Source organism: Brevibacterium sp. UBA7493, assembly GCF_002479565.1.
In the GTDB taxonomy this organism is placed as follows: Bacteria; Actinomycetota; Actinomycetes; order Actinomycetales; family Brevibacteriaceae; genus Brevibacterium; species Brevibacterium luteolum.
In genome coordinates, this window is the sequence record NZ_DLOD01000011.1 from 1 (window position 1) to 26881 (window position 26881).

At 68.1% G+C, this 26881-nt stretch carries 25 protein-coding genes; 14 read left to right on the forward strand and 11 right to left on the reverse strand.

The window, feature by feature from the left end:
• The first annotated feature begins 66 nt into the window (after window positions 1-66).
• A complete protein-coding gene (locus B4E96_RS07550; protein ID WP_286957028.1) occupies window positions 67-1185 on the forward strand; it encodes a DNA recombination protein RmuC in 1119 nt (372 codons plus the stop codon).
• A 4-nt stretch (window positions 1186-1189) separates the two neighbouring features.
• Here B4E96_RS07550 and B4E96_RS07555 read toward each other — a convergent pair whose 3' ends face one another.
• Window positions 1190-2515 (reverse strand): hypothetical protein, encoded by a 1326-nt coding sequence (locus B4E96_RS07555; RefSeq protein ID WP_286957029.1) that lies wholly within the window; start codon window positions 2513-2515, stop codon window positions 1190-1192.
• A 104-nt stretch (window positions 2516-2619) separates the two neighbouring features.
• Here B4E96_RS07555 and B4E96_RS07560 point away from each other — a divergent pair, with 104 nt between their 5' ends.
• Entirely contained in the window at window positions 2620-3765 is a 1146-nt protein-coding gene (locus B4E96_RS07560) for a serine/threonine protein kinase (protein ID WP_286957030.1), read from the forward strand.
• Between the two features lie 18 nt (window positions 3766-3783).
• Here the strand turns inward: B4E96_RS07560 and B4E96_RS07565 are convergent, their stop codons facing one another.
• Complete coding sequence (locus B4E96_RS07565) at window positions 3784-4872, reverse strand: 4-hydroxy-3-methylbut-2-enyl diphosphate reductase (RefSeq protein WP_414632684.1); 1089 nt, start codon at window positions 4870-4872, stop codon at window positions 3784-3786.
• A gap of 110 nt (window positions 4873-4982) precedes the next feature.
• Between B4E96_RS07565 and xseA the strand changes: the two genes are divergently transcribed.
• A complete protein-coding gene (gene xseA, locus B4E96_RS07570; RefSeq protein WP_259799147.1) occupies window positions 4983-6287 on the forward strand; it encodes an exodeoxyribonuclease VII large subunit in 1305 nt (434 codons plus the stop codon).
• 58 nt (window positions 6288-6345) lie between these two features.
• Window positions 6346-6603: an exodeoxyribonuclease VII small subunit gene (locus B4E96_RS07575; RefSeq protein WP_102162901.1), complete on the forward strand. Its 258-nt coding sequence runs from the start codon at window positions 6346-6348 to the stop codon at window positions 6601-6603.
• 44 nt (window positions 6604-6647) lie between these two features.
• Here the strand turns inward: B4E96_RS07575 and B4E96_RS07580 are convergent, their stop codons facing one another.
• Entirely contained in the window at window positions 6648-7223 is a 576-nt protein-coding gene (locus B4E96_RS07580; RefSeq protein WP_286957032.1) for a DUF4245 domain-containing protein, read from the reverse strand.
• Between the two features lie 128 nt (window positions 7224-7351).
• On the opposite strand from B4E96_RS07580, the gene glpX reads away from it, so the two are divergent.
• From glpX to B4E96_RS07595, 3 genes are all read left to right on the forward strand, one after another.
• Window positions 7352-8479 carry a class II fructose-bisphosphatase gene (gene glpX, locus B4E96_RS07585; protein WP_286957033.1) on the forward strand — a complete coding sequence of 376 codons (1128 nt, stop codon included), beginning with the start codon at window positions 7352-7354 and terminating at the stop codon, window positions 8477-8479.
• Window positions 8479-9144 (forward strand): carbonic anhydrase, encoded by a 666-nt coding sequence (locus B4E96_RS07590; RefSeq protein ID WP_286957034.1) that lies wholly within the window; start codon window positions 8479-8481, stop codon window positions 9142-9144. The genes glpX and B4E96_RS07590 overlap by 1 nt, the downstream gene beginning before the upstream one ends.
• Window positions 9145-9241: 97 nt before the next feature.
• Complete coding sequence (locus tag B4E96_RS07595) at window positions 9242-10645, forward strand: class II fumarate hydratase (protein WP_217005539.1); 1404 nt, start codon at window positions 9242-9244, stop codon at window positions 10643-10645.
• Between the two features lie 93 nt (window positions 10646-10738).
• Here B4E96_RS07595 and B4E96_RS07600 read toward each other — a convergent pair whose 3' ends face one another.
• Window positions 10739-12046 carry a PhoH family protein gene (locus B4E96_RS07600; protein ID WP_191726523.1) on the reverse strand — a complete coding sequence of 436 codons (1308 nt, stop codon included), beginning with the start codon at window positions 12044-12046 and terminating at the stop codon, window positions 10739-10741.
• A 257-nt stretch (window positions 12047-12303) separates the two neighbouring features.
• Window positions 12304-13092 (reverse strand): isoprenyl transferase, encoded by a 789-nt coding sequence (locus B4E96_RS07605; RefSeq protein ID WP_286957036.1) that lies wholly within the window; start codon window positions 13090-13092, stop codon window positions 12304-12306.
• 162 nt (window positions 13093-13254) lie between these two features.
• Here B4E96_RS07605 and trhA point away from each other — a divergent pair, with 162 nt between their 5' ends.
• The gene (gene trhA, locus B4E96_RS07610) at window positions 13255-14085 is read left to right on the forward strand and encodes a PAQR family membrane homeostasis protein TrhA (RefSeq protein WP_349680647.1); all 831 of its coding nucleotides are present in this window, start codon (window positions 13255-13257) and stop codon (window positions 14083-14085) included.
• Window positions 14086-14199: 114 nt separating this feature from the next.
• On the opposite strand, the gene B4E96_RS07615 is transcribed toward trhA, so the two are convergent.
• Window positions 14200-14550, reverse strand: a complete 351-nt coding sequence (locus B4E96_RS07615; RefSeq protein ID WP_170274723.1) for a hypothetical protein — start codon at window positions 14548-14550, stop codon at window positions 14200-14202.
• On the reverse strand, window positions 14550-15569 hold the full coding sequence (mca, locus tag B4E96_RS07620; RefSeq protein WP_170274775.1) for a mycothiol conjugate amidase Mca: 1020 nt from the start codon (window positions 15567-15569) through the stop codon (window positions 14550-14552). Before mca ends, B4E96_RS07615 begins: the two co-directional genes overlap by 1 nt.
• Before the next feature lie 117 nt (window positions 15570-15686).
• On the opposite strand from mca, the gene B4E96_RS07625 reads away from it, so the two are divergent.
• Entirely contained in the window at window positions 15687-16178 is a 492-nt protein-coding gene (locus B4E96_RS07625; RefSeq protein WP_286957037.1) for a DUF4307 domain-containing protein, read from the forward strand.
• Between the two features lie 131 nt (window positions 16179-16309).
• Window positions 16310-16804: a transcription elongation factor GreA gene (gene greA, locus B4E96_RS07630; protein ID WP_259835109.1), complete on the forward strand. Its 495-nt coding sequence runs from the start codon at window positions 16310-16312 to the stop codon at window positions 16802-16804.
• An 86-nt stretch (window positions 16805-16890) separates the two neighbouring features.
• Here greA and B4E96_RS07635 read toward each other — a convergent pair whose 3' ends face one another.
• Window positions 16891-18333, reverse strand: coding sequence for an AI-2E family transporter (locus B4E96_RS07635; RefSeq protein ID WP_259836153.1), 1443 nt, complete (start codon window positions 18331-18333; stop codon window positions 16891-16893).
• Between the two features lie 104 nt (window positions 18334-18437).
• Between B4E96_RS07635 and B4E96_RS07640 the strand changes: the two genes are divergently transcribed.
• From B4E96_RS07640 to B4E96_RS07650, 3 genes are all read left to right on the forward strand, one after another.
• Window positions 18438-19442 carry an SGNH/GDSL hydrolase family protein gene (locus tag B4E96_RS07640; RefSeq protein WP_146004404.1) on the forward strand — a complete coding sequence of 335 codons (1005 nt, stop codon included), beginning with the start codon at window positions 18438-18440 and terminating at the stop codon, window positions 19440-19442.
• On the forward strand, window positions 19439-20149 hold the full coding sequence (locus B4E96_RS07645; protein ID WP_286957038.1) for a Maf family protein: 711 nt from the start codon (window positions 19439-19441) through the stop codon (window positions 20147-20149). Before B4E96_RS07640 ends, B4E96_RS07645 begins: the two co-directional genes overlap by 4 nt.
• A 94-nt stretch (window positions 20150-20243) precedes the next feature.
• Window positions 20244-22034 carry an acetyl/propionyl/methylcrotonyl-CoA carboxylase subunit alpha gene (locus B4E96_RS07650; protein WP_102162887.1) on the forward strand — a complete coding sequence of 597 codons (1791 nt, stop codon included), beginning with the start codon at window positions 20244-20246 and terminating at the stop codon, window positions 22032-22034.
• Window positions 22035-22270: 236 nt separating this feature from the next.
• Here B4E96_RS07650 and B4E96_RS07655 read toward each other — a convergent pair whose 3' ends face one another.
• The 3 genes from B4E96_RS07655 to B4E96_RS07665 all read right to left on the reverse strand — a co-directional run bounded on the left by B4E96_RS07655 (window position 22271) and on the right by B4E96_RS07665 (window position 26349).
• Window positions 22271-23707: an NAD(P)H-quinone dehydrogenase gene (locus B4E96_RS07655; RefSeq protein ID WP_102162886.1), complete on the reverse strand. Its 1437-nt coding sequence runs from the start codon at window positions 23705-23707 to the stop codon at window positions 22271-22273.
• 104 nt (window positions 23708-23811) lie between these two features.
• The gene (locus tag B4E96_RS07660; RefSeq protein ID WP_286957039.1) at window positions 23812-25686 is read right to left on the reverse strand and encodes a heavy metal translocating P-type ATPase; all 1875 of its coding nucleotides are present in this window, start codon (window positions 25684-25686) and stop codon (window positions 23812-23814) included.
• Between the two features lie 81 nt (window positions 25687-25767).
• Window positions 25768-26349 (reverse strand): gamma carbonic anhydrase family protein, encoded by a 582-nt coding sequence (locus B4E96_RS07665; protein ID WP_286957040.1) that lies wholly within the window; start codon window positions 26347-26349, stop codon window positions 25768-25770.
• Window positions 26350-26591: 242 nt separating this feature from the next.
• Here B4E96_RS07665 and B4E96_RS07670 point away from each other — a divergent pair, with 242 nt between their 5' ends.
• Entirely contained in the window at window positions 26592-26840 is a 249-nt protein-coding gene (locus B4E96_RS07670) for a WhiB family transcriptional regulator (RefSeq protein ID WP_102162883.1), read from the forward strand.
• Window positions 26841-26881: the final 41 nt, after the last annotated feature.

The following is a 26881-nucleotide window of genomic DNA, read 5'->3' on the forward strand; positions in this document are numbered from 1 at the left end:
CACCAGACCCGGGGCGATCCACCGTGATCGGGCACGGTTGTCCGTGGCTCCTGGTTGACTGTGAGCATGGATGCACTCACGATCTTCATCACCGTCCTCGTCCTCCTCATCGGAGCGGTCGCAGGCTTCTTCCTCGGTGCGACAGTGGCGCGTTCGCGCATGGCAGCAGCCCTCGCGCAGGCGCAGACTGCCGAGCGGCTGCACTCCGAGCGCGTCCAGGCCCTGGAGGCCGATGCCGGGATGACGCATGAGCTCGCCGAACTCATGGGTCCCTTGGCCGCCCAGGTGAATCGCCTGCACAGCGATGTCACCGGCTTCGAGCGCGAGCGCACCGACCAGTTCGCCCGTCTCGATGCCCGGCTCGGGCATATGAGCCAGGTCGATGCGCAGCTGCAGGCCTCGACGTCGAACCTGCTGACCGCGCTCAATGCCTCCGGCACCCGCGGGTCGTGGGGTGAGCTGCAGCTCAAACGCGTCGTCGAGGCCGCCGGGATGCTCGAACACGTCGACTTCGACTCCCAGGTCACCGTCCAGGGCCGCAACGGCGAGCGGTTGCGCCCGGATATGGTCGTCCATCTCCCCGGTGACCGGCAGATCGTCATCGACGCCAAGGCCCCGCTCGACCCCGGCCAGGACACCAGTGCCGGCAACGGCTCCGGTCCGGCAGGGCGGCTGCGCTCCCACATCCGCACATTGGCGTCGAAGGCATACTGGAACGCCTTCGACCAGACGCCGGACTTCGTTGTGTGCTTCGTGCCGAATGAGGGTGCGCTCTCGGCTGCGCTTAAGGAGGATCCGCGGCTGTTCGAAGAGGCCTTTGCCGTCAATGTCATCCCCGCCTCCCCTGCCACCCTCGTCGCACTGCTGCGCACAGTCGCATTGGGCTGGCGGCAGTACGAACTCGCCCGCTCAGCCCGTGAGCTGCTGGCAACCGCACAGGAGCTGCACGAGCGCATCGGCACGATGGCCGGCCATCTCGTGCAGCTCGGCAAGTCGATGAACCGCAGTGTGGAGGACTACAACCGGTTCGTCGGCTCAGTTGAGAGCCGCCTGCTCGTCACCGCGCGGCGGCTGACCGACATGGGGGCTGGCGCCACGGAGATCCCGGTCGCCGAACCGCTCGATGCCTATGCCCGCAGTCTGACGGCACCCGAGTTCCAGGAGGTGCAGCGACAGGACACGTGACAGGTCAGCGACGGGCGCGGCGGATGGCCAGAATCGCAAGCAGCCCGGCGATCGCGAGGAACACCGAACCCAGGCCCAGACCGCCGATGCGCACCCACGTCCCGAGCTCCATGCCCAGGTAGGACGGGGCTGCCCCGGCGCCTTCCACCTCGGGCGCGGAGTCGAAGGGCTCGCCTTGGGACTCCCAGGACAGGCGCACCTGGTGCGTTCCCGTGGCAGGGTCGTCGATGAGGGGTGGCTCGATGGTGACGACAATGTAGTAGTCGCCTGCGATCGAGGAGGCTTTGGCGTCGTCGAACTCGACGAACTCGTGGCGCGGGTTGACCGGGTAGCGGGTCGTGAGCGCAGTCGTGCCGCCGCTGTCGGCGATCGAGATGGAGGCATCCGTGCCGGTGCCGTTGGCATCGGGCATATCCGAGGCTGGTGCACCTTCATCACCGGGCCGGGCGACTGCGACCGGGCGCAGGTTCGGGTCGAAGACCCGCAGGGTGAGCGTGTGGTCTGCCGGGCTGGCAGCGCGGGCGCGCAGGCTCAGCTGCTGGCCGGTCGACAGCGGGGCGCGGAAGAACAGCGGCCGGCCGACCTCGGCGTCGACGATGGCGTCGGCTTCGGTGAGTTCGGTGGCGGTGTTGAAGCTCCAGCCGGGACTGAGCGTTTCGGCCTCTCCGCGGGATTCGGGAAGGAACTCAGCGAACGCCGGATTCTCCTCGGGTTCAGGCAGCTGCGACCAGGCAGTCGCTGCCTGGCGCACGTACTGCAGCTCCAGCGGCAGGGTCTGAGGCAGCCCGTCATAGGTCTCGGACCAGGCGACGGAGACGATGAAGCTGCCGCCGCGCTGGAAGCAGGAGTCGTTGGGGTTGTTCCCATCGAGCACTCCAGTGCTGATGGACACCGACACCGGGCCGGTCTCATTGCCGGAGACCCGGCTGCTCTGACTGACCGAGCAGGACGGGTCCGCCGGCGCGGCAACCGTGATCTCCAGCTCCGCAGCACCGAAGGCGTCGCTACCTGCGTCCTCGGGCCGGAGCATGCTCGCTGACACATAACCGGACTCGCCGTCTTCGAGGCTGATCCGGTAGGTGCTGGCCGGATGGTTCTCCCCGAAGTCCACGTCTTCGTAGCTGATCTCATCGGCGTAGCTGCCCGGTTCGATCTCAGCGGCATCATCGACACTGTTGCCGCCGGTGACCTCGGTGCCGCCGGGCTCACCACGCTCAGTGGCGAGTGCCGGGGCCGGCAGGGTCGTCCCGCCTGCCAGGGCGAGCACGGCGACGAGGCCGGCGCTGGCGATGCCTGCTGCCAGCCGCTGTGCCAGCGGTGCGCGTGTCATGCCTGTCCCCTCCTCGGTGCTCCTGGCGGCAGGTGTCCGTCGTCTCAGCTGGCGCCCTGAGCAGGACACGACTGGCCGGCCGGGTTCTGGCTACAGTAGGCACCATGAGTGACACTATCGCAGGCCGGTTCACGCTGCTCGATCCCATCGCCAGCGGTGGTTCGGGCACTGTGTGGATCGCCCGCGATGAGCGCTTCGGCAATCTGTGCGCGGCCAAGGTGCTGCGCCAGCGCGATTCGGGTGACCTGCTGCGCTTCGTGCGCGAGAACACGGTGCGCCTGAATCATCCGCACGTGCTCGCCCCGTATGCGTGGGCGGCTGAGGATGCCCACGTCGTCATCGCGATGCCGCTGGTGACCGGCGGGACGCTGGCTGACATCCTGCGCTCGGGGCGCCGGTTCTCAGCTGCAGCCACGGCCGAGGCGGTCCGCCAGATCCTCGACGGACTCACCGCCGTGCATGCCGCCGGCTGGATCCACCGTGACATCAAACCGGCGAACATCATGATCGATGCTGAGCAGCCGGATCTGCACCTGCTGCTCGCCGACTTCGGCATCGCCGTCGACACGAACGCCCCGCGCCTGACGCAGTCGGGCATTGTCCACGGCACGCCGGGCTTCGTCGCCCCGGAGATCATGATGGGCGGGGACATCTCCCCTGCTCAGGATGTGTGGGCGACCGGGCAGATCGGCAAGCGGATGCTCGGGATGGACGATGACGCCGTCGCCGAGGCGGTGCGCGCCAGCACTGATCCGCTCACCCAGGGCCTCGTCCACCTGCTCGATGACCTCACTGCCGCTGACGCCCGCAAGCGGCCGAGTCCGGAGATCGCGGCGGCAGCACTCAGCCGGCTGGGTCTGCGCGGGCCGTTTCACTTCGCTGATGGCACGCCGTGGCATCCGCAGCGTGAGATCGCTTCACCGGCCCTTCCCCAGAATCCGGCACCCACACTCATTCTCGTGCCCCAGGCCGATCCGACGCAGGTCGACTTCCGGCGCTCCCCTTCAGGTGGGCCACCGCAGCCGGGCAGCCAGCCGGGCAGTCAGCCCGCTGCGCAGGCAGCGCACGCGGCTCCGGTGCTCGGCAGCGGCCCCGCCCCGGGATTCGCACCGACGCAGGTCGATCAGGTGCGCCCAGACAGAGGCAAGCGGAAGCCTGCCAAGGGGCTGGCCGCCTCGGCGGCGGTGTTCGCGTTCATCGGTGCGCTGCTCATCCTCGTGGGGATCTTCGCACCGGGCTATCTCGGCTGAGCCGAGGGCGCAGACGGGTCAGACGATCTCGTGCTGGCGGTCAGCGCCGTCGCGCTTGTTCGAGGTCTTCTGTCCGGCGGCCTTGAGGTCCTTGCGCAGCTCGCGCGGCAGCGAGAACATCAGGTCCTCCTCTGCGGTGCGGACCTCGTCGACCTCGCCGTAGCCGTATTCGGCCAGGAGCTTGAGCACGTCCTCGACCAGTGTCTCCGGAACCGAGGCGCCGGAGGTGACGCCGATGGTGGCGACGTCGTTGAACCACTCCTCGTCGACCTCGCGGGCGAAGTCGACGCGGTAGGCGGCCTTCGCGCCGTGCTCGAGGGCGACTTCGACAAGACGCACGGAGTTCGAGGAGTTCGCCGAGCCGACGACGATGACGAGGTCAGCGTCCGGGGCGATCTTCTTGACCGCGACCTGGCGGTTCTGGGTGGCGTAGCAGATGTCGTCGCTCGGGGGCGCGACGAGCTGCGGGAAGCGCTCCTTGAGGATGTCGACGGTCTCCATCGTCTCGTCGACGCTGAGCGTGGTCTGCGAGATCCACACCATCTTGTCCGATTCCGGGATGTCGAGGGTGCGGGCCTCCTCGGGATTCTGGATGAGGGTGATGTGATCAGGTGCCTCGCCCATCGTGCCCTCGACCTCTTCGTGCCCGGCGTGGCCGACGAGCAGGATCGAGTAGCCGTCGCGGGCGAACCGGATCGCCTCGCGGTGGACCTTGGTCACCAGTGGGCAGGTCGCATCGATGGTGTCGAGGCTGCGTTCGGCGGCCTCAGCGTGGACCTGCGGGGACACGCCGTGAGCGGAGAACACGACACGCGCGCCCTCGGGCACCTCGGAGGTCTCGTCAACGAAGATCGCGCCGCGTTCGGCGAGCGTGTCGACGACGTGGCGGTTGTGCACGATCTCCTTGCGCACGTAGATCGGGGCACCGTAGTGCTCGAGGGCGCGTTCGACGGCGATGACGGCGCGATCGACGCCGGCGCAGTAGCCGCGCGGGGCGGCCAGCAGCACCTTCTTCTCGCCTGCCGGCTGGCGGATCTCAGACGGATCCTTGCGCACACGAGGAACGGACGGGACCGGGAGATTCACTGCAGTAGTCACGTCTCCCATGGTAGGCGGCTTGGCTGAACACCACCACAAAGGCCGCACTGCCCTTCACCTGAGGCGGTGTCCATGCCTCCCGTTAGACTGCACAGCAGTACATGGAAGGAGTCCCCGGCGTGGCACAGCGCATCAGCGGCACCCCCGGCACCCTCGGCCAGAAACCGATCGAGGAGCTGCCGCGCAAGGCAGCCGAGACGACCCCGGACAACCCGTGGCCGCTCAGCCTGCTCAGCCGCAACATCAAAAGCTACATCGACCGGATGTCAGCGGTGTGGATCGAAGCGCAGGTCATCGAGTTCAACCGCCGCGGCAAGGCCAGCTACCTCACCCTGCGCGACACCGATGAGGAGATGTCACTGCCGGTGCAGGTGTTCAGCAGCGTCCTCGACCGGGTCGACACCCCGCTGAGTGAGGGCTCGCGTGTCGTCGTCAACGTCAAGGCGGACTTCTGGCTCAAGGCCGGACGGATGATGATGCGCGCCAATGACATCAGGCCCGTCGGCCTCGGTGAGCTGCTCGCCCGGCTGGAGAAGCTGCGCCGCACCCTGGCTGAGGAGGGGCTCTTCGACCCGGACCTCAAGCAGCCGTTGCCGTTCCTGCCGAACCGGATCGGGCTCATCACCGGCCGCAATTCCGATGCGGAGAAGGACGTGGTGCGCAACGCCCACCTGCGCTGGCCGGCTGCCGAGTTCGAGATCCGCAACACCGCAGTCCAGGGCCCGGATGCCGTCCCGCAGGTGCGTGCCGCCCTGGCTGAGCTCGATGCTGATCCCGCTGTCGATGTCATCGTCATCGCCCGCGGCGGCGGCAGCCTGGAGGATCTGCTGCCGTTTTCAAACGAATCGCTCATCCGCGCCGTGTTCGCCGCCCGCACCCCGGTGGTCTCCGCGATCGGGCATGAGGCCGACCGGCCAATCCTCGACGATGTCGCCGATCTGCGCGCTTCCACCCCGACCGACGCGGCCAAGCGCCTGGTGCCCGATATCCACGAAGAGCGCATGGACTTACTCCAGGCGCGCGCCAGCCTCGACGGCGCGCTCGACCGCCTGCTGCGCAGCGAGCAGGCAGGGCTCGACAGTGTCCGCTCCCGGCCGGTCATGGCCCAGCCGATGACGATGGTGAGTGCGCGTGAGGAGGAGCTCACGGCCCTCATCACCCGCGCCCGGCAGGCCCAGCGCAGCGCGCTGACCCATGGCGCCGCCCAAGTCGAGCACCTGCGCGCCCAGGTGCGCGCGCTCTCACCTTTGAGCACCCTGGAGCGCGGCTACGCCGTCGTGCAGACCGCAGACGGTTCGGCTGTACGTGATGCCGCTGAGCTATCCACCGGCGACGGCGTCCATGTGCGTCTGGCCCGCGGCCGCTTCGACGCCGATGTCACCACCATCCACGCAGACGCACCCGGACCCGACACCCTCGACTGAGATGACCCTCGTGCGGCAGACCGCACCCTGACTGACGAAGCATCCTGAAAGGACCGCAATGGCAGAGAAGAAGACGACCACCGCAGAGGCCACCGCCGAGCACCTCGACGTTTCCGGGCTGTCCTATGAGCAGGCACGCGAAGAGCTCGTCTCCACGGTGCGCTCACTGGAGGCGGGAAACCTGCCGCTGGAGGAGTCGCTGCGACTGTGGGAGCGCGGAGAAGCGCTGGCCGATCACTGCCAGGCGTGGCTTGATGGAGCCCGCAAGAAGCTGGAGCAGGCGCAGGCGGCCCGCGAGGAGAAGGCCGAGGCCTGAACTGAACTCCGTCCGGCAGGTGATGCGGTTTCAGGCCGAGTGCCTCAGCCCTGCTTGCCGGCCTGTTCGACGGCCTGCTTGGCGAAGAACTCATACGTCTGCGGATCGGCACGGCCGATGAGCACCGCGGTGCTGCCATCGAGCTGGCCGACCATCGCCTGCTTGCCGTCAGACCCGTCATAGGAGGTGAAGGTGACACCGTCGATGTCATTGGTGCTGACCTCGACGAAGCCGTCGAGCTCTGATTCCACCCAGCGCTCATCGCCATCGGCCTGGCGCAAGGTCATCCAGCCGCGCTGCGGACCGACCGAGGAGAGATACCAGGTGTCATAGGCAGGTGCACCCATCGGCTTGAACATCGCCTCATTGGCCACCCAGCCCTCCGGCAGCGTCGGCACGACAACCGGGAACTCAGCACGAGTCTTGACCGATTCGGCGATCGTCTCGTAATCGACTTCGCGTTCAAACTGGCCTTCCTTGGGCTCGGGCACGAAGGCCAAGCCGATGAGGACGACGACCAGACAGGCCCCGAGCGCAATGACCATATTGACCCAGTTCGACCTGAGTTTGAGAGCCCGGACGTTCTCGCCGCGGGGTGGTTGCGTCTGTTGCTGTGTCACTGCCTCACCTGATGTCGAACACGATTGTCAGCCGATCCATTGTCCCCCGGCCCGCACCCGGGGACAAAACCGCAGACAGCCCGTTACCCGCGCCTTCTGTGCGCGGCCACTAATGGCACAATGAAGACATGACTGAGACCCCGTCTGAGAATCCGACAGAGGAAAAAGCCCACCACTCCGGAGGCCGGGCAGAGACCCCGCCGGTGGCTGTGACCGATGAATGGTCCCGCCGGCTCCAGCAGGATGAGGGCGGCCCCGACCGCAACCTCGCCCTTGAGCTCGTCCGCGTCACCGAGGCAGCCGCTCTCGCTGCCGCCCCGTGGGTGGGCCGCGGGGACAAGAACGCAGCCGACGGTGCAGCCGTGGCCGCGATGCGCAATGTCATCTCCACCGTCTCGATGACCGGCACCGTCGTCATCGGCGAGGGCGAGAAGGACGAAGCGCCGATGCTGTACAACGGCGAACCCGTCGGCAGCGGCCGGGGGCCGCGCGTCGATGTCGCCGTCGACCCGATCGACGGCACCACCCTGACCGCCAAGGGCATGCCGAATGCCATCTCCGTCATGGCCGTCAGCGAAGGCGGAGCCATGTACGACCCGTCTGCCGTCTTCTACATGGAGAAGCTCGTCACCGGTCCTGAGGCCGCTGACTTCGTCGACCTGCGCCTGCCGGTGGCCGAGAACATCCGCCGTGTGGCCAAGGCCAAGGGCAAAGGCAAGGACAACTCCTCGGTCACCGTCGTCATCCTCGACCGGCCCCGCCACGAGCGCCTCATCGACGAGGTCCGCCAGGCAGGCGCGCGTATCCGCCTCATCAGCGACGGCGACGTCGCCGGCGCCATCGCCGCCTCCCGCCCGGGCACCGGCATCGACATGCTCATGGGCATCGGCGGCACCCCCGAGGGCATCATCACCGCGTGTGCGATCAAGGCGATGGGCGGTGTCATCCAGGGCCGCCTGTGGCCGCAATCCGAGGAGGAGCGGCAGAACGCCGTCGACGCCGGCCTCGACCCCGATGCGGTGCTCAACACCGACGAGCTCGTCACCGGCGACAACACCTACTTCGTCGCCACCGGCATCACCGAAGGCGACCTGCTCGACGGGGTGCGCTACACCGGCCAGCACGTGCTGACCCACTCACTCGTCATGCGCTCGCGCTCCGGCACCGTGCGCACCGTCAACGCCGAGCACAAAATGGCGAAGATGGACTCCTACGTCGAGGCCGCCGAAGAGGCAGCACGCCGGGGGCTGGTCTGATGCCCGAGAGCGAATACAACTCACCGGCCGCCGCGTTCCTCAGACTCATGGACGGCAACGAGCGCTTCGTTGCCGGCACCCCGCAGCACCCGAATCAGGACGCTGTGCGCCGTGAGGACCTCAAGACCGCCCAGGCGCCGTTCGCCACCCTGTTCGGGTGCTCGGACTCGCGCGTGGCCGCCGAGATGATCTTCGACGTCGGCCTCGGCGACATGTTCGTCGTGCGCACCGCCGGCCAGGTCACCGACTCGGTCACCCTCGGCAGCCTCGAATACGGCGTCGAAGTCCTCGGCACACCGCTGCTCGTCGTACTCGGCCACGACAACTGCGGGGCGATCACCGCCACGATCGAGTCCTTCGACTCCGGGCAGACCCCAGACGGGTTCATCTCCGATGTCGTCGCCCGTCTGCTGCCCGCCGTCGTCCACGCCCGCGCCGCCGGGCGCACCGACGTCAACAGCACGGTTGCGCAGAACACCGTCGACACCGTCAAGCGCCTCTACCAGCGCTCGACGATCCTGCGCACCGCCGTCGAAGAGGGCCGGCTCGTCATGCTCGGCCTGACCTACCACCTCGCCGACGGCCGGGTGAAAGTCGTCAGCCGCATGGGATCCCATCCCCCGCGCATCCCGCGCGCCGACCCCGCCCACGCCAGCAACCAGTAACCACCTGCATTCCGCACCTGCCGCCGCCCGGGCGCCCACCGCCTCGGGAACGGCCGACCAGCCCCGCCCAGGGGCGCACATGAGACAAGGAGACACGATGGCACAAGAGTTCCGCATCGAACACGACACCATGGGTGAGGTCAAGGTTCCCGCCGACGCCCTCTACCGCGCCCAGACCCAGCGCGCAGTCGAGAACTTCCCGATCTCGGGCAAAACGCTCGAACGCCAGCACATCGCAGCACTGGCCCAGGTGAAGAAGGCCGCCGCACGCGCCAACGAGGAGCTCGACGTCCTCGACGCGACCCGCTCCAAGGCCATCCAGGCCGCTGCCGATGAGGTCATCGCCGGCGAATACGACGCCCACTTCCCCATCGACGTGTTCCAGACCGGTTCGGGCACCTCCTCGAACATGAACACCAACGAGGTGCTCGCCACCCTGGCGACGAAGGCCCTCGAAGGCGAAGGCGTCGAGGTCCACCCCAACGACCACGTCAACGCCTCGCAGTCCTCCAACGACGTCTTCCCCACCTCGGTCCACGTCGCTGTGACCTCCGCTCTAGTCCACGAGCTCAAGCCGGCGATGGAGAAGCTCGCCGCCAGCATCGAGGCCAAGGCCAAGGAATTCAAGGACATCGTCAAGTCCGGGCGGACCCACCTGATGGACGCCACCCCGGTGACGCTCGGCCAGGAGTTCGGCGGCTACGCCGCGCAGGTCCGCTACGGCATCGAGCGCATCGAGGCCTCGCTGCCGCGCGTGGCCGAGGTCCCACAGGGCGGCACCGCAGTGGGCACCGGCATCAACACCCCCGACGGGTTCTCCTCCCGCGTCGTCGAACTGCTCGCCGAGCAGACCGGTCTGCCGATCACCGAGGCGCGCAACCACTTCGAGGCCCAGGCCAACCGCGACGGACTCATCGAGGTCTCCGGGCAGCTGCGCACGATCGCGTACTCGTACATGAAGATCAACAACGACCTGCGGTGGATGGGCTCGGGACCGAACACCGGCCTGGGCGAGCTGCACATCCCGGACCTGCAGCCCGGCTCGTCGATCATGCCCGGCAAGGTCAACCCGGTCATCTGCGAGGCCGCGATCCAGGCGATGGCCCAGGTCGTCGGCAACGACACGACCGTCGCGCTCTCGAGCACCAACGGCGCCTTCGAGCTCAACGTCGGCATCCCGGTGATGGCCGCCAACCTGCTCGAGTCGATCCGCCTCATCGCCAACATCTCGACTGTCATGGCCGAGAAGATGATCGACGGGCTGACCGCCAATGAGGAGCGCTGCCGATTCCTCGCCGAGGCCTCACCGTCGATCGTCACCCCGCTCAACAAGGTCATCGGCTACGAGGCTGCTGCCAAGATCGCCAAGCACGCCGTGGCCAACAAGATGACCGTCAAGGAGGCCACCATCGACCTCGGCTTCGTCGAGGACGGCTCGATCAGCGAAGAGGACCTCGACAAGGCCCTCGACGTCTCGACGATGATCGGCTCCTACACCTGAGCCGGGAACCCGCATCGACCTGACACCAGACGAGGGCCCGTCTCCCACCGCAATCACCGGTGGGAGACGGGCCCTCGCGTTCGGGTGTGTCGCCTAAGCGACGTAGGAGTCCTCCAGCACTCCGGTGACGAGGTCGGCGATCGCCGAGCGCTCTGCGCGGGTGAGCGTGATGTGGCCGAAGAGCGGGTGTCCCTTGAGCTGTTCGATGACTGCGGCGATGCCGTCATGGCGGCCGACACGCAGGTTGTCGCGCTGGGCGACATCGTGGGCGAGGACGACACGGGAGTTCTGCCCGATGCGTGAGAGTACAGTCAGCAGCACCGTGCGCTCCAGCGACTGGGCCTCATCGACGATGACGAACGCGTCGTGCAGCGACCGGCCGCGGATGTGGGTCAGCGGCAGGATCTCCAGCATGCCGCGGTCGATGACCTCGTCGATGACGTGCTTGGAGACGAGTGCCCCGAGCGTGTCGAAGACCGCCTCGGCCCACGGATTCATCTTCTCCGCCTCGGCACCGGGCAGGTAGCCGAGGTTCTGCCCACCGACGGCATACAGCGGCCTGAAGACCATGATCTTCTTATGCGTGCGCTCCTCCATCACCGCCTGCAGGCCGGCCATGAGCGCCATCGCCGACTTGCCCGTCCCGGCCCGGCCACCCAGGGAGACGATCCCGACATCGGGGTCGAGGAGCATGTCGAGGGCGATGCGCTGCTCAGCCGAGCGGCCGTGCAGGCCGAAGGCATCGCGATCGCCGCGGACGAGTTTGACGGTGTTCGGTGCTGAGACCCGCCCGAGCCCAGACCCGCGCGGTGAGGAGATGACAAGCCCGGTGTTGACGATCTCGTCGGCGACCGCATCGGTGTGCACGACGCCGGAGTCGAACAGCTCGTTCATCTGCGCTTCGTCGAGATCAAGCGTGCTCAGCCCGGTGAAACCGGATTCGGTGGCCTGTTCGGCGAGGTACTCCTCGGTCTTGAGCCCGACCGCTGAGGCCTTGACGCGCATCGGCACGTCCTTGGTGATGACGATGACGTCGTCGCCTTCGGCCTGCAGGTTCCGGGCGACGGCGAGGATGCGGGTGTCGTTCTCGGTGCGGTCGAAGCCCACCGGCATCGTCGAGGCGTCGATGTGGTTGAGTTCGACGCGGATCGATCCGCCGTCGTCGCCGATCGGCAGCGGCTCGTCGAGGCGCCCGAAGTCCTCGCGCAGCTCATCGAGGATGCTGAGTGCGCGCCGGGCGGTGACCCCGAGCTCGGGGTGGTGGCGCTTGGCTTCGAGCTCGCTGACGACGATGAGCGGAATCACCACCTCGTGCTCGGCGAACCGCATCATTGCGTGCGGGTCAGACAGCAGGACCGACGTGTCGAGCACGTACGTGTGGGTGTCGCTTATCGCGGCCATGGGGCTCCCCTATGCATCGTGTGCCGAAGTGCCCCAGCTCAATCCTTCCCCGACGAGTCGAACACTCCGGGTTGGTGTCAGCCAACTGGTTCCAATGTATGAACCCGAAGTCGCCGTTGTGCGCTCCGACACTCCGACGTCTCATGATGCGGAGGTGAATCTCAGATGAATCCGCCTGCCGGATGTCGTCACCGCACCCGAGGCGGTGGCTGGCCCGGCGCGAGAGCCCGAGGCGGCGGCTGGCCCGGCGTGAGAGCTCAGCGCCCGAAGCGGCGGTTGCGGTTGCCGTAGGCGCGCACGGCGCGCAGGAAGTCGGTGCGGCGGAAGTCGGGCCAGTAGGCCTCGCAGAAGTAGAACTCCGAGTACGCCGACTGCCACATCATGAAGCCCGACAGCCGCTGTTCGCCTGAGGAGCGGATGATGAGGTCGGGGTCCGGCTGGCCCTTGGTGTAGAGGTGCTTGGAGATCTCCTCTTCGCTCAGCGCTTCGATGATCTCCTCGATGCTCTCCCCTGCTGCGGCGTGTTCGCGCAGCAGGCACTTGACGGCGTTGACGATCTCCTGCCGGCCGCCGTAGCCGACGGCGACGTTGACGGTCATGCGCTTGTCGCGGCCCTCGGCGTTTGAGCGCTCCTGCGCGTCGGCCAGGCGGGTGCGCAGGGGTTCGGGGATGGTGGCGAGGTCGCCGACGAGCTGGACGGATACGCTCGGCTTGCCGGCGATCTGGTCGACGAGGTCGGAGATGATCTCGGTCAGCGCCGCGACCTCGTCGGCAGACCGGGCGAGGTTCTCCTTCGAAAGCACGTAGAGAGTGACGACCTCGACGCCGAGCTCTTCGCACCAGCCGAGGAATTCGACGATCTTGCCTGCGCCCATCCGGTGTCCGTCAGTGGTGGTCTTGCCGAACTCCTTGGCCCAGCGTCGGTTGCCGTCGGTGATGACCCCGACGTGACGCGGGATCGCGGCAGCGTCATCGCCATGCTCGAGCTGCCGTTTGACCCGGCGGTCGTACAGGCGGTAGAGCCACCCGAGCGGGGATCCGGCCATCGACTCTCCTGAGGTGTTGCGTTGGGTCAGCTGCCCGCAATCGGGGCAGCGCGGCGGTGTCTGACAGGCACTCCCGCGTGCCACCAGCATAACTGTCTGCCCGCGCCGCCCTCGCCTGCTCCCGCCCGGCGAATTCCCAACCGCGGGAACTATCATTGAGGCATGACGTCACGCCTTGCCGAACCTGACCAGCCGCACCGCGATGCTGAGGCGCGCCGTCTTGCATCGAAGCGCACAGCCCAGCCGAACAGTCTCGACCCGAGCCACCCGATGTCACGGGCCTACCGGCTCGCTCTGTCCCGTCGCGGCCGCGCGCTGCGCCACGAACTGGGCAAGCTCGCCGGCCAGGTGCGCCCGTCGTGGCGCGGCTGGATCCACGCAGGCGCCTTCCCGCTCGCCGTGCTCGGCGGCCTGACGCTGGTCATCATCTCCCCGACGATCGTCTCGCGCTTAGGCGGAGCGATCTTCGCGCTCACCGGCATGATGCTCTTCGGCACCTCAGCGCTCTACCATCGCGGCCGTTGGCGGATGCGCATCCGCCTGATCCTGCGCCGCATCGACCACGCCAACATCTTCCTCATCATCGCCGGCACCTACACGCCCTTGGCGATTCTGACCCTGGAGACCCGCCAATGGGTACTCCTGCTGTCGATCATGTGGTCCGGTGCTCTCATCGGCGTGCTGTTCAGGGTGCTGTGGACGACGGCCCCGCGCTGGCTGTTCGTGCCGGTCTACATCGGCATCGGCGTCGCCGGCGTCGGCTACATCCCGGCGATCTGGGAGCACAACCTGGCCGTCGGCATCCTCATCGTCTCCGGCGGCCTGTGCTACATCGCCGGGGCGATCATCTACGCACTCAAGCGGCCGAACCCGCTGCCGCACATTTTCGGCTTCCACGAGATCTTCCACACCTTCACGGTGCTCGGCTACGGCAGCCACCTGGCCGCCCTGCTCATCGCCGCGGTCAACGCCAGCCCCGAACTGCACAGCTGAACAGCCGCTGATGCGAGGTCACGCACCCGCTGCCGAGGCGCGGGTCCCGTTCCCGAGGTGCGGGTCCCGTTCCCGAGGTGGGCTCTGGCGCCGGGGGCACGGGCGGAGTTCAGGTCAGGGGCGTGACGTGTCCTCGCCGGGCATCTCTGCTCCCGGCTCTGCGGTGCCGGTCTCACCGGCGGCCGGCTCCTCGGTGACGAAGGAGTCATTGGCCTCTGCGGTATGGGTCTCCGGCTGGTAGCGGCGCTTCTGGTCCGTGGCCATCGGGATCGGGTACGCGTCCACGGCCCGGTCCTTGGCACGCACCCGGCGCACGCGGCGCAGCGCATCGCGGATGAGAAAGATCGTCACGACTGCCAGGGCGAAGACCGCCAGGAAGCCGATCGTGCCCGGGGTGACGATCGAGGGATCCGGGTAGCGGACGTCCTCGGTCGGGGCGGGGCTGGCAGCCAGCAGCATGAGCATCAGACGTTCTCCTTCTCAGCCGGGGTCTGCCCGGCACTGGGCACCGCTGCGCGGGTTTCGACGTAGGGCTCCAGCAGTCCCGCATCCGGGATGCGGCGGCCGTCGTCGCGGGTGACACCTGCGAACAGGTCGGATTCGAGGAAGTCGCTGCCGCGGTCCAGCGGCTCGCGGCCGGTGTTGTCGATGGCGAGTTCGAACTCCTCGGTCGGCCAGAAGGTCTTGGCGATCTTCCGGGCCTCGGAGAAGAAGCCGCCCTTCGGGTCGATCTGGGTGGCATGCGACAGCAGCGCCCGGTCCGAGCGCTCCAGCATCTGCCCGCATGCGATCCGGGCGGTCAGCCAGCTGTTGCGCTCCCCATCGCGGGAGCGGTACTTCTCCAGCATGTCCGCAAACGGCGAATCATGACCCTCGGCGGTCATCTTCTCGTGGATGGCCAGCCACTTCCGCGGCGAGAGGTCCATGTTGTAGTAGACCTTCTGCACCTGCCACGGCTCCCCGAGCTCGGGGTTGACCGCCGCGTCGGCGGCCTGCTCGACAGCAGTCATCGACACGATGTGGTTCTTGATGTGGTCCGGATGCGGGTAGCCGCCCCGCTCGTCATAGGTGGTGAGCACGTGCGGGCGGAAGCTGCGGATGAGGTGCACGAGCGGACGGGCCGCAACATCGGTGGGCACCTGATAGAACGACCCGTGCGGAGTCTCGGTGGCCGGGTCGCCTTCGGGCAGGCCGGAGTCGACGAACCCGATCCAGCGGTGCTCAGCACCCAGCTCCTCGGCGGCGGCGGCCATCTCATCGCGGCGCAGCCCGGCGATGTCGCGGCGGGCGGCCGGGCTGTTGAGCAGGGCGGGGTTGAGGATGTCGCCGGCTTCACCGCCGGTCATCGTCGCGATCATCACCCGGGCGCCGAGCGAGGTGTACAGCGCGGTGGTGGCAGCGCCCTTCGATGACTCATCATCGGGATGCGCGTGCACGGCGAGCATGCGCAGGCCGTGGAAGGGCCGACCGGACGAAACGGACATAGACGTGGGAACCTCTCACAGGACAGCCCGGGGCACTGCCGCGGGCAGGGTGCGGACTAGACTATAGGTTAGTAGCCCTGACCGCTCGGGACGAATCCGGCCGGCAGAAAGGACCGCATGCCCCAGGACCACCGAGGCACCGGCAGCCCAGCCGGCGCCGTCGGCCGCCGCACCGCCGTCGCCGACCGCTACGGTTCCCGTTCACGCCTGCCGCACAGCCGCGCCCACGCGACCGGCGCCTCGGGTTCGGGGAAGCAGCCGTGGATCATCGCCGCGCTGGGCGCTGCGCTGGCGGTCCTGATCGGTCTGGCCGCCTGGTTCGCCTTCGCCCCGGCCCGTGTGCCCGACACCCCGAAGACCGTCAGCTACGACGTCGTCGATGCTTCGCTGACGGTCACCCGGTTCTCGATCGTGCCCGATGAGTCCCGTGATATCGAATGCGCGGTGCAGGCGACGAACCTGCAGGAAGCGGTCGTCGGGTTCCGCGAGGTCACGATCCCGGCACGCGCCGGGACGTCGACCTCGGACCCCGTGCAGCTCGACGTCGATATTCGCACAACCCAGCTTGCTGCCAGCGGACACGTGGAATCCTGCTGGTATGTGAGTTAGACTAGGCAGTCAATCCGATTCCCGGTCACCTGCGGGTGTCCGGGAATTCTCATTGTCCGGTGTCCGGTTGGGCACGCATCCGCCGCTGACGGCATCCGGTTCGTCTGCGGCATCGTGTTGAGGAGATGAATATGACCGAGGAGACCACAGCCGAAGAGACCTGGCTCAGCCAGGAGGCATTCGACCGGCTGACCGAGGAGCTCGAGCACCTCAGCGGGCCCGGTCGTGCCGAGATCGCCGAGCGCATCGAAGCCGCGCGCGATGAGGGCGACCTGCGCGAGAACGGCGGCTACCACGCCGCTCGCGAGGAGCAGGGCAAGAACGAGGCCCGGATCCGCCAGCTCGAGCACCTGCTGCGCCACGCCAAGGTCGGCGAGGCCGACACCGACACGACGAAGGTGGCCCCCGGCAAGATCGTCGTCGTGAAGATGAACGGCAAGGAGATGCGCTTCCTGCTCGGCTCACGCGAGATCGCGATGGACGACTCGATCAACGTCTTCTCCGAGCAGTCTCCGCTCGGCGCGGCGGTCAACGGCTGCAAGGTCGGCGACGAGGCCAGCTACGAGGCGCCCAACGGCAAGGAGATGACCGTCAAGATCACCGGTGTGGAGGCCTACACCGGCTGAGCCACCCCGGCTGATGCAAAGGGGCGGGCCCGCATGCAGCGGGCCCGCCCCTTCTTCATGTCCGCAGCCGTGCCGCGCCGGGAGGCTCAGTCGTCGGTGCGCCGCTCATTGCCCGCGCCCGAGGCGGTCGACCCGTTGGCCTGGCCGGAGGGCTCGGCGGTCTCGGTCGGGTCGCCCTCGGCGACGTCGGGAGCCAGCGGCGAATCTTCTTCGTCGTGTTCGAGCTGCGGGGAGGTCCTGCCGTCCTCATCGTCGGGTTGGTGTTCCTGTTTGGCCTTGCCGTCTTTGGCGTAGACGTCTTCTCCTGCGAGGTAGAGGACGATCGTGTTGAGCACGGCGATGACCGGCACGGCGAAGAGCGCCCCGACGATGCCGTACAGGGTCGCACCGGCGGCCACCGCGAGCACGACGGCCAGCGGGTGGACGGAGACGGCCTTGCCCATGATGAACGGCTGGAGCACATTGCCCTCCAGCTGCTGGACGGCCAGCACGACGAGCGTCATGATGATCGCCGCGACCAGGCCCTTGGAGACGAGTGCGACGATGACGGCGATGATGCCGGTCACGACCGCACCGACGATCGGCACGAAGGAGCCGAGGAAGACGAGCACCGTGAGCGGGAAGACGAGCGGGATGCCGATGAAGAAGGCACCGATGCCGATGCCGATCGCGTCGACGCCGGCGACGATCACCTGCACCCGGACGTACTGCACGAGCGACTGCCAGCCGCGCAGGCCGGCGCCCTCAGCGCGGCCGCGGGCGCGGCGCGGGAGCATCCCAATGAACCAGGAGAAGATCTTGCGGCCGTCGTAGAGGAAGAAGAAGGCGGTGAACAGGGTGAGGATGAGGCCAGTGAAGAAGCTGCCGACCGACATCGCGGCACCGGCGACGCCGCCGAGGATCTGGCCGGAGCGCTCTTCGAGCATCGCCATGCCCTTGTTCAGGGTGTCGTCGATGGCCACAGAGATCCGCGAGGAGTCGATGCCGAACGGGTTGTGCTGCAGCCAGTCGGCGATCGCGCGGATACCGGCCACGACCTGCCCGGTCAGCTCGCCCATGCCGACGACGATCTGCTGGCCGACAAGCGTCAGCAGGCCGAGCACCAGGACGATGAAGCCGACGAACGTGACACCAGCTGCCGCCCCGCGCTTCCAGCCGTGGCGCATGAGGAAGTTCGACAACGGCGAGATGAGTGCGGTGATGAGCAGCGCGATGAGGGCTGGCAGCAGGATGACGGAGATCTTCGACAGCAGCCAGTAGGCGACGCCGATCGCGGCCAGCACGATGAGGAACCGCCACGACCAGGCGGCGGCCAGGCGCATCGGCAGAGACACGAACGGCTCGTACGCTCCGCGCCCCTTCTCCTCCTCGGTGGGCTCGTGGGCTGGCACCTCGATGTAGGCGGGGACAGGCGGCGACGCGGTGAAGGACCCCGTCGGGGTCTGCGCGGCCTGCTCGCGGCGGGACCGGAATCCCTGCCAGGCGTTGCGCAGCCGCCCGGGGATGCGTTGCTGAGAGTTCTCTGGCATGAGGCCAGCTTAGCGCTTCACCATCTGAATCAGCGCGCATCTGGGCCGAAGCTCTGCCATCGGTTCGAGGCACTAGACTCGTCCGGGACGAGGGAAGGAAGTTCATGCAGCGACGAACCGCGACCGCACTGGGGTTTGGATTGGCCATGCCCACGGCTTTCGCCGCCGGTGTCTACGGACTCATGCGGCTGCAGTCGATGCGGCTGCGCCAGGCCTTCGACGACGACGTCGCCGCGGCCGCTGTCCCCCAGCAGTCCCGGCTCGTCGACCTGAGCGCTCCGCACAGCCGGGCGCTCGAAGACGTCGACGGTGACACCGAGCATCTGCCGGCTCTGGCCGTCATCGGCGACTCCTGGCTGGCCGGCATTGCCGTCGGCCGGCGCCGCCGCACCCCAGCGATGCTCATCGCCCGCGGGCTGGCGGCCCTGACCGGCCGGCCGGTGCGGCTGCGCTCGACCGCGCAGGCCGGTGCGCGAGCCGATGACATCCTCACCCAGGTCAACTCGATCCTGGCCGATCCGCTGCTGCGCCGCTCACGCATCGGCGAACAGCCGCCGCGGTTTGCCGTCATCGCGATGGGCAGCGCCGATGTCATCCACCCGATCACCGGTTCGATCGGCCTGCCGGTGCTCACCACCGCGCTCAACCGGCTGCAGCGCGAAGGCGGTTACACCGTCATCGTGCTCACGTGCCCCAACCTCGGCAGCCTGCCAGGCATCCCGCAGCCGCTGCGCACCCAGCTGCGCCGCTCCTCACGCGTGCTCGCCGGCTCGCAGTGGATGCTCGCCGTCTCCGCCGGGGCGATCCCGATGTCGCTCAACACGGTGCTGTCGGGCACGACGAAGCAGTCCCTCATCCGCTCCGACGGCCGCTTCCCCACCCCGCTCGGCTACGCGCAGCTGGCCACCGCTGTCATCCAGCGCATCACCGTCGACCTCGACCTGCCCCATGATGTCGAGGAGAATCCTGAGACCCGCCCGCACTGGCCGGCGGAGCTGACCGACGGCGACCCGCGTCCTGAGGACGAGGAGACCGAGCCGCAGCAGCCTGCTGCCCCGACTGCTGTGCCCAGTGCTGCCAACCCGAATACCGAGGAGGCCCGCCCGTGAGCGCTGTCATTCTCGCCTCCGGATCCCCGTCGCGGTATGCGACCCTGACGACGGCCGGCATCACCCCGCAGGTCATCGTCTCCCACGTCGACGAGGCGGCCGTCCAGGACCAGCACCCCACTGCCTCGGTCGCGGAGCTGGCCGGCGTGCTCGCCGAGGCCAAGGGCCGTGACGTCCTGGGCCGCATCACCGCACGCAACGCCGGGCTGCTCGCCGGTGCGCCGGATCGGCCGCAGGTGCTCATCGCTGCCGATTCGATACTCGAACTCGACGGCCAGCCGGTCGGCAAGCCCCACACACCTGAGCGCACCCGCGAGGTGTGGCAGCAGATGGGCGGACGCACCGCGCACCTGCACACCGGCCATTTCCTCGCCCGCCTCGACCCGACCGGTGACGGCTGGCAGGTCGCCGGCACACGGGCACAGACGGCGTCGACGACGATCCACACCGCAGCGCTGTCCGATGCGGAGATCGACGCCTACATCGCCACCGCCGAACCTTTCGAGGTCGCCGGCGCGCTGACGATCGACGGTTTCGGCGGCGCCTTCGTCACCGGCATCGAAGGCGATCACCACAACGTCATCGGGCTCAGCCTCCCTTTGGCGCGCACGCTTGTCGGCGAGCTCGGGCTGGCCTGGCATGAGCTGTGGGATGTCAGCGCCGATGCCGCAGGTCACACCGGTGACGACGCGCTCGGTGCCGGTTGAGAATTTCGCCCACCGATTTTGTCGATAGTCCACAACGCTTTGGCACTGGTCTCTAGATTGATACCGTTCACCCGTTTCATGCCCAGGAGACCAGATGACCGAGCCCATGCGGCAGTACTCCGCAACCGTGGAGCACCGCCCCATCGAGCGGGTCTTCATCGCCAACCGCGGTGAGATCGCGCTGCGCATCATCCGCGCCTGTCACGACCTCGGACTCGAAGCCGTCGCCGTGTACACCAAGCCCGATGCCAACGCCGATTTCGTCCGCCTGGCCGACGACGCCTGGGCCCTCGACGGCGCCGGCCCGGCCGAAACGTACCTCAGCATCGAGAAGATGATCGACGCCGCCCAACGCGCCGGCGCCGACGCCATCCACCCCGGCTACGGTTACCTCGCCGAGAGCCCGGACTTCGCGCAGGCGGTGCTCGATGCCGGTCTCGTGTGGGTCGGTCCTCCCCCGCAGGCCATCGACCGGCTCGGTGACAAGTCCGGTGCCCGTGCCGTCGCCGAGGCGGCAGGCGCGCCGATCACGAAGGGCTCCGACGGTGCCGTCGACGACATCGACGACGCGCTGGCGATCGCTGAGAAGATCGGCTACCCGATCGCGGTCAAGGCCGTCTACGGCGGCGGCGGGCGCGGCTTCCGCACGGCGGCCAGCGCGGCCGAGCTGCCCGATGCGCTCGCCGGTGCTTCCCGTGAGGCGCTCTCGGCGTTCGGGCGCGGTGAGTGCCTGCTCGAGCAGCAGATCGTCAATCCGCGCCACATCGAGACCCAGTGCATGGTCGACGGCAACGGCCGCGTGCTCGTCGCCTCGACCCGTGACTGCACGCTACAGCGCCGCAACCAGAAGATCATCGAAGAGGCCCCGGCGCCGTTCCTCACCGACGAGCAGATCGCCACGGTCACTCAGGCCTCGAAGGACATCCTCAGCGAGGTCGGCTACGTCGGCGCCGCGACGTGTGAGTTCCTGCTCGGCGAGGGCGGGACGCTGACCTTCATGGAGGTCAACGCCCGCATCCAGGTCGAGCACACCGTGACCGAAGAGGTCACCGGTGTCGATCTGCTCGCCTGGCAGCTGCGCATCGCCGCCGGCGAGAGCCTGCCTGAGGAGTTCCCGGCTCCGCGCGGTCACTCGATCCAGTTCCGCATCAACGCTGAGGACGCGCGCCTGAACTTCTTCCCGGCCACCGGGCGGATCGGCCGCTACATCGAGCCGGCCGGTCCCGGCGTGCGCGTCGACTCCGGCGTGCACCACGGCATTGAGGTCGGAGTCGACTTCGACCCGATGCTCGCCAAGCTCATCGTCACCGGAGAGGACCGCGCACACGCACTCGCCCGCGCCCGCCGTGCGCTCGGCGAGTACACCCTCGACGGTGTCAAGACGCTGCTGCCGCTGCACCGGCGGCTGGTGAACGAACCGGCCTTCGCCGAGGACTTCAGCGTCTCCACCCACTGGCTGCAGCAGACATACATGCCGACATTCGACGATCCGGAGGATCCCATGGCACAGCAGACGCAGGACGGCAGCGACGTCATCGACATCGTCGTCGAGGTCGAAGGCCACCGGCTGACGGTCAAGGTGCCGGCCGAGCTGGCCCGCCCGGCGCAGGCCGGCGCCCGCCCCCGCAAGGGCCGGCTGCGCCGCCGCGGCTCCAGCCGCACCGACAACGCCTCAGCGCTGACCGCACCGATGCAGGGCACGATCGTGTCCGTCGATGTCGAGCCCGGTGCTGTCGTCGAGACCGGTGACACGCTGGCCGTCATTGAGGCGATGAAGATGGAGCAGCCGCTCAAGGCGTCGCGTCCCGCCACCGTGTCGAAGATCGCCGTCGAGGCCGGCTCGGCCGTCAAGGCCGGCACCGTGCTCATCGAGTTCGAGGACTGAGCCGCGCACAGCCGCAGGTCAGCGGGCCGGCTTCAGGCAGACCTAGACGAAAGTCGTAGTCGACTGCACCAAAGTCCAATTGTGCCGACTCGGTGCGCATGAGATAGTGAGTCTGCCGGTGACGCCAGCTCCCGATCCCCCGAAACACAGCTGCGGGTGCACTCGAATCGAGTGCACCCGCAGTCGTGTATTCAGCCGCCGGTCCTGCCCGGCAGGCACCGGCTGTGCCGGCTGGCTCAGCTGGCGTGGTGATGCAGCTTGCGCGCCGCCTCGGTGATGGAGCCCGACAGCGAGGGGTAGACGGTGAAGCTGGAGGCCAGCTGGTCGACGGTCAGCCGGTTCTCCACGGCCAGGGTGATCGGCAGGATGAGCTCACTGGCCTTCGGACCGACGACAACACCGCCGAGGATCGAACCGGAGCCGCGGCGGGAGAAGATCTTGACGAAGCCGTCGCTGATCTCCTGCATCTTCGCCCGTGCGTTCGTGCTCAGCGGCTGGGTGACGCAGTCGATCTCCTTGCGGTCCTCCTCGAAGTCCTTCTGGGAGAAGCCGACGGTGGCGATCTCCGGGCTGGTGAAGATGTTCGAGGCGACATTGCGCAGCTTGAGGGGAGCAACGGCATCGCCGAGGGCGTGCCACATCGCGATTCGGCCCTGCATCGCGGCCACCGAGGCCAGCGGCATGACCGAGGTGCAGTCACCGGCGGCGTAGATGCCCGGCCGGGAGGTGCGCGAGACGCCGTCGACGACGACGTGCCCGGAGTCCTCCAGCTGCACGCCGGCCGATTCGAGACCGAGGTCCTTGGTGTTCGGGATCGAGCCGACGGCCATGAGGCAGTGGCTGGCATTGACCTTGCGCCCGTCGTCAAGGGTGACGAGCACACCGTCGTCGGTGCGCGTGACCGATTCGGCACGCGAACGGGAGAGCACGTTCATGCCGCGGGAGCGGAACGCCTTCTCCAGCACATCGGCAGCATCCTTGTCCTCGCCGGGCAGCACCCGGTCCCGGGAGGATACGAGCGTGACCTTCGAACCGAGAGCATGGTAGGCGGAGGCGAACTCAGCACCGGTGACACCGGAGCCGACGACGACGAGGTGCTCAGGCAGCTCGTCGAGGTCGTAGAGCTGCGTCCACGTCAGGATCCGCTCACCGTCGGGCTGGGCGCTCGGCAGCTCGCGCGGGTGCGCGCCGACGCAGATGAGGACGACATCGGCTTCGAGTTCGTACTCGTTGCCCTCCTCCTCGACGACGTGGACGGTGTGCCGGCCCGACATCCGGGCCGTTCCCTTGATCGCCTTGACGCCGGCGGCCACAAGCCCGTCGTAGATGTCGGTCGCCTGAGCGTTGGCCAGGTGCTTGATCCGCTTGTTGATGGTGTCGAGGTCGGCGCGGGCGGCGCCGCGTTCGATCGCAGCGGGCTCACCGTCCTCGGTGCCGCGCAGGCGGATGCCCAGCGGCCCGGAGACCTCGATCTGGCCCATGAGCTCGGCGGTGGCGATGAGGGTCTTCGACGGCACGACATCGGTGAGCACCGCAGATCCGCCGCAGCGGTTGCGTTCGATGAGCATGACATCGGCGCCGAGCTGGCCGGCGACGAGTGCGGCCTCGTAGCCGCCGGGACCACCGCCGATGATGACGACGCGGTTCTGGGAGGGATCAAGTACGTTCTTCACAGTCTCATTCTCTCAGCGGCAGGCAAGTCGATGGCATGACAGCGGCGGCGCTGCGGCCGCCCTGTCGTTCGCTTCCCATCCTAGTGGCTGGGCCACCGGCTGCCCTAAGCGGCCTGGCGGCCCGCGGCAGTCTCGACCGCCTCGGGCACGGGCGTGTGGCTCACGCGCAGTGCCCGCAGGGCCCCGAGGATCGCGACGAGGTCGACGCCCTCCTGCAGGATCGCGCCGACGACCGCGGGCAGGTAGCCGAGGGCTGCGACGATCATGAACCCGATCGAGATCGCGATGCCCAGCCAGATGCTCTGCAGCGCGATGCGCACGGTGCGCTGGGAGATCTCGATGACATAGGCGACGTTGGCGATATCGTCCTGGGTGATGACCGCCGAGGCCGATTCGCTGGCCGCACTCGCCCCGCGCGCACCGAGTGCAATGCCGACATCTGCGGCGGCGAGCACCGGGGCGTCGTTGACGCCGTCGCCGACCATGAGCACCGGCCGGTTGCGCATCGAGGCCAGGTGCTCGACCTTCGTCTGCGGGGTGCAGCCAGCTTCGATCTCGTCGATGCCGACCTCACCGGCGATCGCCCGGGCGGTGGCGGCGTTGTCGCCGGTGAGCATCGCGATGTCGGTGACGCCGAGCTCGTGCAGCCGGGCGACGGTGCCGGCGGCGGTGGCGCGCAGCTCATCGGCGAGGATGATGATGCCGGCCAGGTCGCTGCCGTGGGAGACGTAGACGAAGGTCTCCCCGGGTGCCAGCTCGGCCGGTTCGAGGGGGCCTGCGACCTCTTCGATGTAGGTGATCTTGCCGACCCGCACCTCGGTGCCGTCGGCCAGGTGGGCGCGCACGCCGTTGGTCGCTGTCTCGTCGGCGCCTGCCACCTCGGGCAGGGTCAGCCCGCGCTCGGTGGCCACCGCGCCGATCGACTGGGCGAAGGCGTGCAGCGAGAATTGCTCGGCCGCGGCAGCCAGGGCGATGAGCTCGTCTTCGCTGTGTGTGCCGGGGATGACGCGGCGGACCTCAGGGTTGCCGCGGGTGAGCGTGCCGGTCTTGTCGAGGGCGGCGGACTGGACGCGGGCGAGCGTTTCGAGCGCGCCGCCGTTCTTGATGATGACGCCGATCTGCGCAGCCCGGCTCATCCCGCCCATGAACGCGACCGGGGCGGCGATGAGCAGCGGGCAGGGGGTGGCGACGACGAGGACCTCGGCGAACCGGGTGGGGTTGCCGCTGATGAACCAGGCGAAGGCGGCGATCGCCAGGGACACGATCGTGAACGGCACCGCGTAGCGGTCGGCCAGTCGCACCATCGGGGCCTGGGATTCGACGGCCTCGCGCACGAGCTTGACGATCGAGCCGTACTGGGAGTCCGCCGAGGTGGCCGTCGCCTGCATGCGGAAGGCGCGGGTCTCGTTGACCGTGCCCGAGGCGAGGGTGTCCCCGGTCCTGAAGGTCACCGGCAGCGGTTCGCCGGTCATCGCAGACGCGTCGATGGTCGCCGATGCGTCGAGCAGGGTGCCGTCGACCGGCAGCGTCTCATTCGGGCGGACGACGAGGATGTCGCCGATGGCGACCTCGTCGACCCGGATCTGGGTGAGCTGGCCGTCAGCGCCCTCCCGGTTGGCGAACTGCGGGGCGCGGCTGATGAGCGCATCGAGTTCGCGCCCGGCCCGGCCGGCGGCCATCTCCTCGAGCGCTTCGCCGCCGGTGAGCATGAGGACGATGATGAGGCCGGCGACGTATTCGCCGACGAGCACGGTGGCGACCATCGCGACGACGGCCAGGATGTCGAGGCCCCACTTGCCGGCCATGATGTCCTTGACCATGTCCCAGGCGGTGATGAGCACGACGATGCCGATGACGCTCGTCGCCAGGATCTGGGCGGCGCCGGGCAACCCTGAGGCGAGCAGGACGAGCGTCGTCGCCAAGGCGACGACGGCCAGCCCGGCGAGCGGGTAGCGGCGCAGAGCACGGATGAAAGCCATACGGCCATCATGCCCAACGGCGCCGCCGGCGGCTAGGAAGGCGCGGACAACCTTCGTTCGCCGGAAAAGGGGGAGGCTGGTTCAGCCGATCGTCTCGGTGAGCACGTCTGCGGGGCGTACGATGCGGCCCTGTTGTCGGTGCGCGGCTGAGAGTTCGGAGTAGGAGGCGGCGTTGGTGCGGATGTGTTCGATGTTCTCCGCGGTCAGTTCGCGGCGGACCTTCGCCGGCATCCCTGCCACCAGGGAGCCGGAGGGGACCTCCATGCCTTCGAGGACGAGGGCGCCGGCTGCCACGAGGGTCTCGGAGCCGATGACGCATTCGTTGAGCAGGGTTGCGCCCATGCCGATGAGGCAGTCGTCGCCGACGGTGCAGCCGTGCACGAGCGCGCGGTGGCCGACCGACACGCGGGCGCCGACGGTGACCGGTCGGCCGGGATCGGAGTGCATGACGGAGTTGTCCTGCACATTGGTCCCGTCACCGATCGTGATAGGGCTTGATTCGGCGCGCAGCACGGTGCCGTAGTAGATGCTGCTGCCGGCCCCGAGGCGGACGTCGCCGATGAGCGTGACGCCGGGTGCGACGAAGGCAGTGGGGTGGATCTGCGGCTTGAGATCGCCGATGGCAATGATGCGCACGTCGCGCAGGTCGCTGATGTTCTCCATGTCCTCAGCCAAGCAGAACGGTGCGAAGCGGGCAAGGCTGAGGATCGATTTGCGATGCTGCGGCAGACCCCGCAGAATAAAAGATTGTCGGTGATTTCACACTTCGACCCTCTTGTGCTGTCCTGTCTCATATGTGAATCTGGTTGACATAGCGACCACTTGCTGTCGCCAGCCTGCTGTGTGCCGATCTGGGCCCACCAGCTCCCCGGGCTCCGGCGACCTCCGCTCCAGGAAAGGACACCATGGATTGGCGCCATCGCGCGGCTTGCCTCAATGAGGATCCCGAACTCTTCTTCCCCATCGGCAACACCGGCCCTGCGCTCCTGCAGATCGAAGAGGCCAAAAGTGTCTGCCGCCGCTGCGAAGTCGCCGAGATCTGCCTGCAGTGGGCACTCGAATCCGGCCAGGACGCCGGAGTCTGGGGCGGCATGAGCGAAGATGAGCGCCGCGCCCTCAAGCGCCGCGCCGCCCGCGCCCGCCGCGCCGGCTGACGCACTGCCCGCCGGTCAGAACCGGCACCTCGACAGACATG

Coding starts and splice junctions, on each gene's coding strand:
- B4E96_RS07615 (WP_170274723.1), bottom strand. CDS start 14,550: ATGCTCATGCTGCTGGCTGCCAGCCCCGCCCCGACCGAGGACGTCCGC.
- B4E96_RS07595 (WP_217005539.1), top strand. CDS start 9,242: ATGGCACAAGAGTTCCGCATCGAACACGACACCATGGGTGAGGTCAAG.
- glpX (WP_286957033.1), top strand. CDS start 7,352: ATGACTGAGACCCCGTCTGAGAATCCGACAGAGGAAAAAGCCCACCAC.
- B4E96_RS07590 (WP_286957034.1), top strand. CDS start 8,479: ATGCCCGAGAGCGAATACAACTCACCGGCCGCCGCGTTCCTCAGACTC.
- B4E96_RS07605 (WP_286957036.1), bottom strand. CDS start 13,092: ATGGCCGGATCCCCGCTCGGGTGGCTCTACCGCCTGTACGACCGCCGG.
- B4E96_RS07560 (WP_286957030.1), top strand. CDS start 2,620: ATGAGTGACACTATCGCAGGCCGGTTCACGCTGCTCGATCCCATCGCC.
- B4E96_RS07650 (WP_102162887.1), top strand. CDS start 20,244: ATGACCGAGCCCATGCGGCAGTACTCCGCAACCGTGGAGCACCGCCCC.
- trhA (WP_349680647.1), top strand. CDS start 13,255: ATGACGTCACGCCTTGCCGAACCTGACCAGCCGCACCGCGATGCTGAG.
- B4E96_RS07635 (WP_259836153.1), bottom strand. CDS start 18,333: ATGCCAGAGAACTCTCAGCAACGCATCCCCGGGCGGCTGCGCAACGCC.
- B4E96_RS07575 (WP_102162901.1), top strand. CDS start 6,346: ATGGCAGAGAAGAAGACGACCACCGCAGAGGCCACCGCCGAGCACCTC.
- B4E96_RS07640 (WP_146004404.1), top strand. CDS start 18,438: ATGCAGCGACGAACCGCGACCGCACTGGGGTTTGGATTGGCCATGCCC.
- B4E96_RS07555 (WP_286957029.1), bottom strand. CDS start 2,515: ATGACACGCGCACCGCTGGCACAGCGGCTGGCAGCAGGCATCGCCAGC.
- B4E96_RS07660 (WP_286957039.1), bottom strand. CDS start 25,686: ATGGCTTTCATCCGTGCTCTGCGCCGCTACCCGCTCGCCGGGCTGGCC.
- B4E96_RS07565 (WP_414632684.1), bottom strand. CDS start 4,872: ATGGGAGACGTGACTACTGCAGTGAATCTCCCGGTCCCGTCCGTTCCT.
- B4E96_RS07625 (WP_286957037.1), top strand. CDS start 15,687: ATGCCCCAGGACCACCGAGGCACCGGCAGCCCAGCCGGCGCCGTCGGC.
- greA (WP_259835109.1), top strand. CDS start 16,310: ATGACCGAGGAGACCACAGCCGAAGAGACCTGGCTCAGCCAGGAGGCA.
- mca (WP_170274775.1), bottom strand. CDS start 15,569: ATGTCCGTTTCGTCCGGTCGGCCCTTCCACGGCCTGCGCATGCTCGCC.
- B4E96_RS07550 (WP_286957028.1), top strand. CDS start 67: ATGGATGCACTCACGATCTTCATCACCGTCCTCGTCCTCCTCATCGGA.
- B4E96_RS07600 (WP_191726523.1), bottom strand. CDS start 12,046: ATGGCCGCGATAAGCGACACCCACACGTACGTGCTCGACACGTCGGTC.
- B4E96_RS07665 (WP_286957040.1), bottom strand. CDS start 26,349: ATGGAGAACATCAGCGACCTGCGCGACGTGCGCATCATTGCCATCGGC.
- B4E96_RS07670 (WP_102162883.1), top strand. CDS start 26,592: ATGGATTGGCGCCATCGCGCGGCTTGCCTCAATGAGGATCCCGAACTC.